Below are 12,587 nucleotides of genomic sequence, written 5' to 3'. Positions count from 1 at the left end.
GAATAGCGAAAACCGCGATCGGAATGCCCGAAATCCCACCTTTTTCTCTTTTAAATCAATAGCTCGCTATTCTTTACTTCTTAAACAAGAAGGTAAGGAAGCGACAATGGCAAAAAAGAGAACTCCAATGAAGAAAATCAAAGAGGTATTACGCCTTAAGTACGACTGCGGTCTTTCAAATCGCAGCATCGCTTCTTGCCTTAAACTCGGCCCTTCCACCATATCGGAACTCCTGACTCGCTTTAGACAAAGTCAACTTGGTTGGCCTCTACCTGAAAGTTGTAGCGATACTGATCTCACTCAAGCTCTGTATCACGGCAAGAAAACCAGTCGCGATAAAGTCATGCCAGACTTCACGCAATACGCAGTCGAACTCAGACGTAAAGGCATGACGAAGATGTTGCTCTGGCAGGAATACCATGAGCAATATCAAGAGCAAGCTTACGCTTACACTCAGTTCTGCGAGCACTTTACTCGTTGGTTCAAAACCCAAAAGCGCAGCATGCGTCAGCTCCATGTTGCAGGTGACAAGTTGTTTATCGATTACTGTGGACCTCGACTTCAAGTAGTCAACCCTGATACAGGTGAAGTGCGCGAAGCAGAAGTGTTCGTGGCGACCTTGGGCGCGTCCAATTACACCTATGTTGAAGCCTTCCCAAGCCAAGGTAAGTCTTACTGGTTAGAAGCGCATGCGAATACGTTCGAGCACTTTGGTGGGGTACCACAGCTCTTGGTTCCCGATAATCTACGTAGCGCGGTCACCAAAGCTAACCGTTATGAGCCAAGGCTTAACGACAGCTATCAAAAACTGGCGAATCACTATCAAACAGCCGTAATGCCAGCCCGCCCCTACAAACCCAAAGACAAAGCCAAGGCCGAGAATGCTGTGCTCTTAGTGGAGCGCTGGATCATGATGCGGTTAAGACACCAAACCTTCCACACCTTCAAGGAACTCAATCTCGCTATCCGTGATCTTATGAACGACTTAAACCAACGTGAAATGAAGCAGTATGGTGCAAGTCGTAAAGCGCTGTTCGAGAAACTCGATAAGCCTGCGTTAAAGCCCCTCCCCAAACAGCGTTACCTATATACTGAAACCAAACGAGCCAAAGTCGGGCCTGACTATCACATCGAATATCGCCGCCACTACTACTCGGTGCCACATCAACTTGTTGGTCACCATGTCGAACTGGAAGCCTCCAACCGTCTGGTGCAGATCTATCACCAAGGCAACTTGATCGCTCAGCATCCACGTAGTCAAAGAGAGCGCGGAAACAGCACCCAACCAGAGCACATGCCGAGTAATCATCAACATCAGAAGTGGTCGCCAGGGCGCCTGCTCAACTGGGGTGCCAATATCGGCCCAGCCACACGAGAAGTCGTCAACAAGATGCTGAACTCCAAGCCCCATCCTGAGCAGTCTTATCGCTCTTGTCTCGGGTTACTCAACCTAAGCAAAGCCCATGGTGAATCGCGCCTAGAGCAAGCCTGTAAAGATGCGCTGATGCTGACAAAAACCAACTACACCTTCATTAACAACCTGTTGAAGCACAATCGTGAAGGCCAACTGAGCAAAGACAACACGAGCACACCGAACCTTGTTCACAGCAATGTTCGTGGCCCGAACTGTTATCACTAGGAGAAAAGATATGAACGCACTCAATGACCAACTAAAAACCCTGCGCTTGAGCCATGCCGCGAAAGCGCTAGAACAGCAACAAGAACAACTGACTACCTACGCAGAGCTAAACTTCGAAGAACGGTTAAGCCTGCTTCTGGAAAGTGAGATCTTGAACCGCAACCAATCCAAAATCCAACGGCTAAAACGGCAAGCCAAGCTGAGAGTGGATGCTCAGCCGAGTCAGCTCATCTACAAGGAGGGGCGAAACCTTAACCGCAAGCAGATGAGCGAACTTCTAACTGGTGGCTATCTGCACAAGCACCAGAACATCTTGATCACAGGCCCAACAGGCGCAGGCAAAACCTATCTTGGTTGCGCATTGGCGACCAACGCTTGCGACCAACAACAAACGGTGAGGTACTACCGATTAACTCGCTTGCTTGATGACCTAACCGCAGGTCGTCTGGATGGTAGCTATCAAAAACAGCTTCAATCACTGGCTAAGAAAGGCTTACTGATCCTAGACGACTGGGGGATGGAAAAACTGACTCAAGAGCATGCAGGTCACTTGTTAGAAGTGCTTGAAGACCGCTACCAAAACAGCAGCACAATCGTCATCAGCCAATTACCTGTAAAGGAGTGGTACAACATGATCGGCAACGCTACTGTCGCAGACGCTCTCATGGATCGGCTAGTACACAATAGCCATCGAATAGAACTGGGAGGTGAGTCAATGAGAAAACTGGCGCAATCCGATCACTTAGAGTAAAAATAGGAAGAGAGAAAAACGGCAGGATCAGGTGATCGGAATAAACCGAAACGAGCGATCGCAATCACCGAAATACGCAGGGTGGCTCACTCTATCTACATATGCTTTTGTCTATTGAAAACCTATCGGATTGGTAACGACTAAAACTGACATTAAAGAACTACTTGAGTTTAAAGAAGCTGATATTGTCCGCTAAAGTTACAGACATTTTAGCCAGTTCACTGGAAGCTTGGTTATTATCATTGGTCATAGATACAGTTTGTTCTACGCGGTCTTTAACCATAATAATGCTTTGGTTAATCATCTCTGCCGTCGTACTCTGTTCTTCGGTTGCCGTTGCAATCTGTGTATTTAGGTTGTTGGTTTGGCTAATCTGGTCTTTGATTGTAGAGAATGCATCATTGGCTAATTCAGCTTGAGTGACAGTATCAGCCAGCATTGCTTGATTCTCATCAATGGAACTCACAACTTGATGTGTGTTCTTCTGCAATGTTGAGATTTGCTCTCCGATTTTCTCAACCGCTTTTTGAGTCTGTTGAGCCAATTGTCTGACTTCATCAGCTACGACTGCAAACCCTCTACCTTGGTCACCAGCTCTTGCCGCTTCAATCGCCGCATTTAGCGCGAGCAAGTTGGTTTGTTCGGCAATGGTTTGAATGACTTCCATTACGTCACTGACTTCTTCCGTCCCGACACGAAGCGTACTGACTTCATGGCTAAGCTCACCCATTTGAAGGACAAGACTAGAAATTTTACTCATGGCATTGACCATTATATCGTGACCAATATCAGCTTGTTGTGTTGCTGATTCTGCTTCTGTAGAAGCCATACTTGCACCACTAGCGACTTCATTGATTGCGGCAGACATTTCATTAATTGCAGTAGCAACTTGCTCAGTTTCTAATTGCTGCTCTTGTGAGCCGATTAAAACTTGTTGATTGATAGATGAAAGTTCTTCGGAAGCTGATGCTAATAATTCAGAACATTGAGTTATTTCACGTACGATGTTGTAAAACTTCGCTTCCATGTCGCGCAAAGAGGCACTCATTTGCGATATTTCATCTGAACCTTCAATTTCATACCATTGGATAAGTTCGCCAGACGCCATTCTATGCGTATGATTTCGTGCAAACTCAACCGGGCGGGTGATGCTCTTGGAGATGAAGTGAGCTAATACAAATACCACTGGCATTGAGACACTAATAATGGCAACTAACCATAAAATCGCGTTGTCAATTTCGTCTTGAATTTGCAAAGCATGGTTCTTTTGCAAAGAGAAAGCATGAGAGCTGATCAACTCGAGTTGTTCAGCTATTTTCGCTCCAGTAACGTTAAGTCCTTTATTCCAAACATCATTGTTTTCACGTTGAATATCTTTGACTTCGGTTATCTTCTCAAACATGCTGCCATACAATGCCGCTAAACGAGGCATCTCGATGTCTGGAAAGTTTTTATTAAAATCGTCAAGTTCGTCTAGTAGGTTTGAATGGGAATTCTTGTAGCTGTCGTAATCTTCTAAATCGTGGCTCAATAAATATTCGGTCGATTGTTGAATGGTTTCTCTGTAATGGCTTTCTATGCGAGTGGTTGCTTTGAACAATTCTAAGTCATGTTCAGAATTTTTCTTCAATACATTAATCACTTGGCGAGTTTCACGATCAATCATCGTTAAATTGTCGGCTAATTCCCCTTGTATTTCGGAGAGCTCATTGGCGCGCATCAGTAACTGTTTGTATTGGTCAAGGTTCTCAATGATAGCTAGTGACTGCGCACTCTCCTTAGGATCTGTCATTTGTCCAAGTGCATTGGTCATCTCCAATTGAGTCGAATTGATGAGTAAGATTGCCTTATCAATATGAATATCTTCTTGTGACACTCTGTAGGTAAGAGCATTGACTCGTGCTGTCAAAAGGGTTTCTTGGATCTCAGATGCGTTAATAGCGTGATGGTTGAGGTCATTAAATGAATAGAAGCTCTCTTGTATATCATCCATCGAATTGAACGAAACAATAGCGATAGTAATGGCAGCAAGGGAGTTAATAGCGATTAAAAGTAAAAACTTATGGGATATTTTTTTTATACGGTTGAACATAAGATCAAATCTTTGGCTGTGGTAAATAATGTCGTAGCAAAGATAAAAAATATGTAGGAGTGTGTAAAACCACGCACTTACCGAATCTATTTTTAACTATATGAATATAAAGTATAATTCTGGATTTGTAGGGGTTTTCTTACGCTAAATAAGTCTGTTTCTTAACGGGATATGTAACTTTCCTTAGTTGTTGTACACAGGTTTTCTAAACGTACTCTCAAGCAAAGTTGATCACATACAACCCAAATGTGTTTATATAAATAATAGATCAAAATACCGTATTTCGAACCGCTGCATTTAAACACAACAGCGATTGACCTCTTAGACCTCAGCCGCGACTACTCGACCGCTAAAGTAATCGTTGGATATGATGTATTCCGCTGTTCGGGTCAGTTCATCTTGAAGTTGAGCCCAGTGACACTTATTGAGTTTGCCGTCGGCATTATGGATAGCAGGAATCACACCACCAACACGAATGTTGAAAGGAGTCAGTTCTTTGGCCCAACTATGGGTGAAGCCTGTGATCATTGAGTTGGCGCTCTCTAAGCCTGACATGTCTTTAAAGTCATCGTGGGATATTACATTCACAATCACTCCTTGTTTGTTCGCTTGGCGCAGTCTATCGACACTCGCTTGCCCAAATGAGAAAAGGGTAGAGGCCATAGCTGACAAGTTATCGATAAAGCAGCTAACGGGTTGTGTACCGGTGAGCGTTGGCATTGGGGTGCTGACCCAGTTGTTGACTAATACATCTGGAGTCGTACCAAATGTAAGCTGAATGAAGTCAAAAACTTTAACGATGGTTTGGCTGTCGTAGCGTTCTATCGGATAGCTGTAAACAGATGTCGAGTAGCGAGAACAAACTTGGTAGGTTTCATCTAGGCTAGCGCTGTCAATATCGCAAAGAATCACAGTCGCACCCAAATTCACAAGATGGTTTGCGATGGTGCCTCCAAGTTGTGACCCAGCAGATGTCACCAATATGATAGAGCTTTTAATTTCCATTCCTAGACCTAAATGAGTAGTAGTGATTAGCTAAGAATGGGTTAAAAAGTGTGCAATCGGTGTGAATTAGTTCAAAGTAAGCAGCGAAAAAACAGAACTTTATATGAACTTGGCGATAGCTCACACTTTGTAGGTACACGTGTGAAATGTATCACCTTTATTTATGGGTTTGAGTGATTAAGCTTGCGCCTGAATATGGAATTGACGCTGAGCTGTGGTGAGCTCGTTGTACAAAGTTGCATTTGGCAACTCTGCTGGTGGTTGTTTAGCGAGCTTACGGCGTTCATGCGTAGAAAGGTTATGGTAAACCTCTTCCGGAAAATCATGCGTCCTTTCAGGCATGAAAGTCAAGGCTTCAGGGGTTAGATAGTGATTCAACTTTGCGCTTGAAAGCCCCGCTTGGTGAAAACCTTGTGACTGTTTTGCCGAGATTTCGTATGAAGATTGGTTTGAACGTAAAGGCTGCGGCTCCGCGACACCAAACTGTTGGCGCAGTTTACTCTCGGTTGTCTCTTCGACAGGCAGGAAATCCAAAGGTGTGTTGTCTCGAACGTCATCGGAAAACATAGACATCAGCAACGCGAAATCAGCACGGCGACCTTGCTCAACCGCTTGGTTGATTCCAGTCCCAAACTTGAGTTCGTTAATAATGACGTTGCTGTCGAGTGTGTTTACTTGCATGGTGCCTCTCTTTGGATACACCTTTAACGGCAAGCTTGGTTCAAACTTTAGTGTTTAGATCGATTAACTGATTGATTGGTTTTATTTTAATCAAGAGGGATGGGAAGAGCCAAAAAACAAAAAAGCTCACGCATGCGTGAGCTTTATCGGAATCAGCGAAATGCTAATTATTTAGCTAGGTTCGCTGCAACGAATTCCCAGTTAACTAGAGCCCAGAAAGCGTTCATGTAGTCTGGACGTACGTTACGGAAATCGATGTAGTATGCGTGTTCCCATAGGTCAACAGTTAGAAGTGGAGTCACACCTTCTTCTGTTAGAGGAGTTGCAGCGTTAGACGTGTTAACGATCTCTAGAGAACCGTCAGCGTTCTTAACAAGCCAAGTCCAAGAAGAACCGAAGTTGTTGATTGCTGAATCAGTGAATTTTGCTTTGAACTCTTCGAAAGAGCCGAATGAAGCGTTGATTGCGTCTGCAACTGCACCTGTTGGTTCGCCGCCAGCTTTAGGAGCTAGACAGTGCCAGTAGAAAGTGTGGTTCCAGATTTGAGCTGCGTTGTTGAATACGCCACCAGTTGAAGTCTTGATGATCTCTTCTAGTGTTTTACCTTCGAACTCAGTACCAGGGATAAGACCGTTTAGCTTAACAACGTAAGTGTTGTGGTGCTTACCGTGGTGGAAATCTAGAGTCTCTGCAGAGATGTGTGGTTCTAGTGCGTCTTTCGCGTAAGGTAGAGCTGGTAGTTCAAATGCCATTACTCAATTCTCCATTGATATGAAAGAGTTACCTCTTTCGATTGCTTCCAGTGATATTTATTATTCATAGCTTACATTTTGCAGGCTACGGTCAATTTGCTGACTTGCGATATAGTTTAGCAAGTTTTTACTTTATTAAAAGCACATTTGTGTGATTTTCTATGAAATCTTACTCTAACTCTTTAACCATTTTTTTTATATGGTTTTTATTCTTGGGGTTTGGGGTAGAATAAAGGCAATAAAGCCGTAATCCATTAACGAGGAAGCAATGGAAACTATCGATAAAATCAAGCAGCAAATTGAAGAAAATACCATTCTACTTTACATGAAAGGTTCTCCTAAACTACCAAGCTGTGGTTTTTCTTCTCAAGCATCTCAAGCGCTAATGGCATGTGGTGAAAAGTTTGCTTACGTAGACATCCTACAAAACCCTGATATTCGTGCTGAGCTACCAGCTTACGCACAGTGGCCAACATTCCCACAACTTTGGGTTGAAGGTGAGTTGATCGGTGGTTGTGACATCATCCTTGAGATGTTCCAAAAAGGCGAACTTCAGCCGCTTATCAAAGAAGCAGCGGCGAAAGTTGCTGGCGACGAAGAGTAAGAGCTAAGCTTTTTAGCGACACTCAATGAGAAAAGGGGCCGTTGGGCTCCTTTTTTATTGGTATAAGGGAAATGCAATGAATGTAAAACTTCACTATGTCCACGATCCAATGTGTAGTTGGTGTTGGGGATACAAGCCAGTATTAAAACTTCTTAAGCAGCAATTGCCTGCGAGCATCGAGTTTAATTATGTGGTGGGTGGCCTTGCCCCTGATTCTGATGAGCCGATGTCTGATGAGATGAAGCAAAAGTTGCAAGCGATTTGGAAGCAGATTGAAGTGAAACTCGGAACTGAGTTTAACCATGAATTTTGGAGCGAGTGCGAACCCGTACGTAGTACTTACCCAGCTTGCCGTGCCGTCATTGCCGCAGGGTTCCAAGATCATTACGAAGAGATGCTAGAAGCGATTCAACATGCTTATTACTTACGAGCAATGCTGCCACACAGCGTGGAAACACATCTCCAGTTAGCGGAAGAGTTAGGTATGAACGTTCAACAGTTCGAAAGCGATCTATCGGGTAAGCTGTTAGAAGGTGAGTTAGACGACCAATTGGGCTTCAAAGAGGCGATGGGTGTTTACTCTTACCCAACCTTAATGCTTGAAGTGGATGGCATCTTCACTGAAGTTGAGCTCGACTATCACTCATCAGAAACGACACTTAAATCAATTCGAGAAATTCTAGTCAATCGCACTGCTACTTAATTGATGTCAGCGATAAGACGAAAGAAATTTTTGATACGAAAACGACCGCACTAGGCGGTCGTTTTAGGTTCTCAACATGGCTTCTTTAAAGGAGACATATTACAGTTCTAATTTATAGAACTATTGCTTTTATAGAACCATTGCTGCAATCCAACCGAATACGATCAGTGGGATGTTGTAGTGAATGAAAGTAGGTACCACCGTCTCCCAAACGTGCTCGTGTTGACCATCTGCGTTTAGACCAGATGTTGGACCTAACGTAGAGTCAGATGCTGGTGAACCTGCGTCACCCAATGCAGCAGCAGTACCCACTAGTGCGATAGTCGCCATTGGAGAGAAACCAAACGCTGCCGCCAGTGGAACGTAAATCGTTGCAAGAATTGGAATTGTCGAGAACGAAGAACCGATACCCATAGTGACCAGTAGGCCTACAACCAGCATTAGCAGTGCAGCAAGCGGTTTGTTGTCGCCGATTGATGTTGATAGCGCTTCAACCAGAGACTCTACGCCACCAGTTTGTTTCATTACCGCCGCAAAACCTGCTGCAGCGATCATGATGAAGCCGATCATCGCCATCATATGAACGCCTTTCGTGAACACATCTTGTGTCTCTTTCCATGCAATCACGCCACCAAACGTGAACACCATGAAACCAGCCAAAGCACCAATGATCATAGAGCCGGTAGAAAGCTGTACAGTCAATGCCGCAACAATACCAACCGCTGCAACAATGATGTGCTTCTTGTTGATCTGCTTCGTTTCTGTAGAAACCGTTGTAAGCTCAGTTTCTTTGTATTGACGAGGTTTGCGGTAAGTAAAAAATACGGCAGTCAGTAGACCAAAGATCATCCCCGCTGCTGGCAGTAGCATCGCCACCGGAACTTGGCTAGCCACAACATTTTCAAGACCGTTGTCATGAAGATTCTTGAGCAGGATGTTGTTTAGGAAGATACCACCGAAACCGATTGGAAGAACCATATATGGTGTGATCAGACCGAAAGTCAGCACACACGCGATCAAACGACGATCAAGGTTCATTTTCGCAAACACGCCTAGTAGAGGTGGAATCAAAATTGGGATGAAGGCGATATGCACAGGGATAACGTTTTGAGAAGACATCGTTACAAGAATAAGAGATGCAAGAATGCCGTATTTCAAACCAGTCGAAGCTGTGCTGTTCTCTTTGCCGTGAATGCGTTTGATAACGCTTTGAGCAAGCAGGTCAGTAATACCTGAACGTGAGATAGCAACGGCAAAGGTACCTAACATGGCATAGCTTAGAGCGATAGTCGCACCGCCACCTAAGCCACTTTCAAAAGCAGCAACGGCATCGTTAAGAGTCATGCCCGACACAACGCCACCGATGATCGCACTGAACGTGAGAGCAACGACAACGTTAACACGCATCAAGGCTAGTACTAGCATGATGCAAACTGATATAACAACAGGGTTCATAATTTTCTCGGAGTGTTGTGTTTAATTGTTTTCAATTGATGACATTACGCAAAGTCGCGTGTCGATTTATTTTTATTCTGGTTCAACAAGTGGCCAGCCGCCAAGCGCTTTCCATTTGTTGACGATACCGCAAAACAGTTCAGCCGTTTTCTGAGTATCGTATAAAGCAGAGTGTGCTTCTTTGTTGTCGAATTCCATTCCTGCAGTACGGCAAGCTTTAGCCAGAACGGTTTGGCCGTAGGCAAGTCCACTTAAGGCAGCAGTATCAAAAGTTGCAAAAGGATGGAAAGGGACGCGTTTAAGCTTACAACGTTCACTGGCTGCATTGACAAAGTTTAAGTCGAATGTTGCGTTGTGCGCCACCATGATGGCACGGCTGCAATTGGAAGCTTTTTGTTCTTTTCTTACAATCTTGTAGATCTCTTTGAGCGCTTCTTGCTCAGAGACCGCGCCACGCAAGGGGCTAAACGGGTCTTTGATACCGTTGAAATCTAGAGCTTCTTGCTCGATGTTGGCACCTTCAAAGGGCTCGATATGAAAATGAAGCGTCGATGCTGGATGGAGATCTCCATTTTCATCCATTTTTAGGGTAATGGCACAGATTTCTAATAATGCATCGGTTTTCGCGTTGAACCCTGCGGTTTCCACGTCAATGACTACTGGAAAATAGCCACGGAAACGTTTTTTTAGGGTCAGAGCTTCGTTTTCTACAGTCATGTTAGCCCAAATAAGTGTGATTGAGCCTGCATTATTGCAGATAATAGCAGTGATAAAAACTCCGGAAAGTGATTAATTGATAAATTTGCCACCCATATTCGGCGCGATATTTGCATCAATTTGATTAGAGAGAATATGCGGCAATCGGCTGCATTGTTAAACGAATTGCTTAAGAGATACTCCCCTTTATGAATAAACGACTAATTACAGGTTCAATTCTGTTTTCGTTACTGATGTCGTCGACGGCGCTTGCGCAACAGAAGCGATATGGGGCATCTCCTCAACAGTCGACTTGGGAAATGGTGGCAAATACCCCATTGGAATGTCGATTGGTTCACCCGATTCCAAACTTTGGTGATGCGGAGTTTTCATCCAGAGCTAGCAAAAAGATCATATTGGATTTCGAACTTAAAATGCGTCGCCCGATGGGAGCAACACGCAATGTTAGTTTGATCTCTATGCCGCCTCCATGGCGTCCTGGTGAAAGTGCAGACCGAATGACAACCATCAAATTTTTCCAACAGTTTGACGGGTATGTTGGTGGTCAAACTGCTTGGGGTATTCTGAGCGAGTTAGAGAAGGGGCGCTATCCAACGTTTAGTTACCAAGAGTGGCAAAGCCGAGATCAACGAATTGAAGTGGCACTCTCTTCGGTATTGTTCCAACAGAAATACAATGTGTTTAGCGACTGCATAGCGAATTTATTACCTTACAGCTTTGAAGATATCTCATTTACGATTCTGCACTATGACCGAAATAGCGATCAACTGAGCAAAGCATCGCAAAAGCGCTTGAGTCAGATTGCCGAATACATTCGCCATAACCAAGATATCGATCTTGTATTGGTGGCAACATACACAGATTCAGCCGACAGCAAACGTGTCAGCCAAAACTTATCTGATCGCCGAGCAGAGTCGCTGCGTGAGTACTTTAAATCGCTTGGCCTTTCAGAAGAGCGAATCCAAGTACAAGGCTATGGTAAGCGCCGTCCGATAGCTGATAATGCGTCTCCAATAGGCAAAGACAAAAACCGACGTGTGGTGATTTCGCTCGGACGAACTCAGGTCTAGATTTTGCAGTTTTAATGAGTTAAACGATAAAAAATGCCAGTCTGTCGAGACTGGCATTTTTTGTTTCTGAACAGGAATTAATTCAAGCGGAACTTAGCAATAATTTCACAATTGGTCGCTGTATCAATTTTCTCAACCATTGAAGCTATCTGTGGATTTGGGTGGCGCTTCATGAAATCAATCAATGCTTTTTTGCAGCAGCCAATAGAATCAATGAAGCTTGAACACTGCGTGTTAGGGCACTGGGGAATCAGGGTCAATACCTTTTCAGAAGCCAGTTGAAGATACTTCAATTCATAATCGGTATCGCCAGCCCAGCGCCAGAATTGCGCCAAATTGTGGCAAGAGATCACTGAAATCAGCAATCGCTCGTCAGCTTCAATATCAGTGCGTTCAGTGATTCGTTCACTGAGAGTCAAAGCTTGCTGATAGTGAAGGATACTTCGAATAGGATCGTCGAGTTGCAGTGCAGTATCGGCAAGTAATGTGTGTTTTTCCCATTCGTTTATCATGATGGTAGCTCCCTAATTAAAACTGGCACCAATCTAAACGATAATTATTATCAAGTAAAGCCTGATAATTGAGAAGTAGGCAAGATATAGTGTTTTCTGAGACGCGCTGCTACAAAATAGAGGCAAACAAAAAGCGAGCATGGTGCTCGCTTTGTGACTGAAGGTATTTCGCCATGTCTATAACAGGGATTAACCTTCTAGACCTGCACTTGCTTGTTTGTTTTGAATCAGCTCGATCATGTAGCCGTCAGGGTCTTTGACAAAGGCAATGTGAGTTGAACCACCTTTCACAGGGCCTGGCTCTCGAGTGACGTTACCACCTGCCGCTTTGATAGCGTCACAAGTGCTATAGATGTCGTCAACGCCAATAGCAACGTGTCCAAACGCGTTACCAAGGTCGTATTCAGAAGTTCCCCAGTTGTAAGTGAGCTCGATGACAGACCCTTGTGATTCATCACCATAGCCCACGAATACTAATGTGTACTCGTACTCTTTGTTTTCGTTACGACGAAGTACATTCATGCCCATAACGTTTGTATAGAACTCGATTGAACGGTCCAGATCACCAACGCGCAGCATGGTGTGTAAAATACGGCCATTTGACAT

At 44.3% G+C, this 12,587-nt stretch carries 13 protein-coding genes; 5 read left to right on the top strand and 8 right to left on the bottom strand.

Going from position 1 to position 12,587, the window contains the following annotated elements:
- Nucleotides 1–106 precede the first annotated feature (106 nt).
- Both istA and istB read left to right on the top strand, forming a co-directional pair.
- Nucleotides 107–1,639, top strand: a complete 1,533-nt coding sequence (gene istA, locus AC6I7V_RS09035) for an IS21 family transposase (RefSeq protein WP_046225199.1) — start codon at nt 107–109, stop codon at nt 1,637–1,639.
- Between the two features lie 10 nt (nt 1,640–1,649).
- Complete coding sequence (gene istB / locus AC6I7V_RS09030; RefSeq protein ID WP_046225198.1) at nt 1,650–2,390, top strand: IS21-like element ISVch3 family helper ATPase IstB; 741 nt, start codon at nt 1,650–1,652, stop codon at nt 2,388–2,390.
- A 160-nt stretch (nt 2,391–2,550) separates the two neighbouring features.
- Here istB and AC6I7V_RS09025 read toward each other — a convergent pair whose 3' ends face one another.
- The 4 genes from AC6I7V_RS09025 to sodB form a co-directional block, all read right to left on the bottom strand.
- Entirely contained in the window at nt 2,551–4,482 is a 1,932-nt protein-coding gene (locus AC6I7V_RS09025; RefSeq protein ID WP_498010711.1) for a methyl-accepting chemotaxis protein, read from the bottom strand.
- A gap of 321 nt (nt 4,483–4,803) precedes the next feature.
- The gene (locus AC6I7V_RS09020; protein WP_255230320.1) at nt 4,804–5,487 is read right to left on the bottom strand and encodes an SDR family oxidoreductase; all 684 of its coding nucleotides are present in this window, start codon (nt 5,485–5,487) and stop codon (nt 4,804–4,806) included.
- A gap of 177 nt (nt 5,488–5,664) precedes the next feature.
- Nucleotides 5,665–6,168 (bottom strand): VC2046/SO_2500 family protein, encoded by a 504-nt coding sequence (locus tag AC6I7V_RS09015; RefSeq protein ID WP_498010710.1) that lies wholly within the window; start codon nt 6,166–6,168, stop codon nt 5,665–5,667.
- A 167-nt stretch (nt 6,169–6,335) separates the two neighbouring features.
- A complete protein-coding gene (gene sodB, locus AC6I7V_RS09010; RefSeq protein ID WP_032551982.1) occupies nt 6,336–6,920 on the bottom strand; it encodes a superoxide dismutase [Fe] in 585 nt (194 codons plus the stop codon).
- 268 nt (nt 6,921–7,188) lie between these two features.
- Here sodB and AC6I7V_RS09005 point away from each other — a divergent pair, with 268 nt between their 5' ends.
- Entirely contained in the window at nt 7,189–7,524 is a 336-nt protein-coding gene (locus AC6I7V_RS09005; protein ID WP_255230322.1) for a Grx4 family monothiol glutaredoxin, read from the top strand.
- Nucleotides 7,525–7,600: 76 nt separating this feature from the next.
- Nucleotides 7,601–8,227: a DsbA family protein gene (locus AC6I7V_RS09000; RefSeq protein WP_255230323.1), complete on the top strand. Its 627-nt coding sequence runs from the start codon at nt 7,601–7,603 to the stop codon at nt 8,225–8,227.
- A 129-nt stretch (nt 8,228–8,356) separates the two neighbouring features.
- On the opposite strand, the gene AC6I7V_RS08995 is transcribed toward AC6I7V_RS09000, so the two are convergent.
- Both AC6I7V_RS08995 and rnt read right to left on the bottom strand, forming a co-directional pair.
- A complete protein-coding gene (locus tag AC6I7V_RS08995; protein ID WP_261881849.1) occupies nt 8,357–9,682 on the bottom strand; it encodes a Na+/H+ antiporter family protein in 1,326 nt (441 codons plus the stop codon).
- A 72-nt stretch (nt 9,683–9,754) separates the two neighbouring features.
- A complete protein-coding gene (gene rnt / locus AC6I7V_RS08990; protein ID WP_498010709.1) occupies nt 9,755–10,399 on the bottom strand; it encodes a ribonuclease T in 645 nt (214 codons plus the stop codon).
- 188 nt (nt 10,400–10,587) lie between these two features.
- Between rnt and motY the strand changes: the two genes are divergently transcribed.
- Nucleotides 10,588–11,469 (top strand): flagellar protein MotY, encoded by an 882-nt coding sequence (gene motY / locus AC6I7V_RS08985; protein WP_255230326.1) that lies wholly within the window; start codon nt 10,588–10,590, stop codon nt 11,467–11,469.
- A gap of 77 nt (nt 11,470–11,546) precedes the next feature.
- Here the strand turns inward: motY and AC6I7V_RS08980 are convergent, their stop codons facing one another.
- Together AC6I7V_RS08980 and gloA are read right to left on the bottom strand one after the other, a co-directional pair.
- Complete coding sequence (locus tag AC6I7V_RS08980) at nt 11,547–11,981, bottom strand: DUF2753 domain-containing protein (protein WP_032551989.1); 435 nt, start codon at nt 11,979–11,981, stop codon at nt 11,547–11,549.
- 189 nt (nt 11,982–12,170) lie between these two features.
- On the bottom strand, nt 12,171–12,587 hold the full coding sequence (gloA, locus tag AC6I7V_RS08975) for a lactoylglutathione lyase (RefSeq protein ID WP_150893931.1): 417 nt from the start codon (nt 12,585–12,587) through the stop codon (nt 12,171–12,173).

This window comes from Vibrio sp. KUL70 (genome assembly GCF_059725515.1).
The sequence above is the reverse complement of the archived record's forward strand: the minus strand, read 5'-3'. Positions and strand labels throughout refer to the sequence as shown.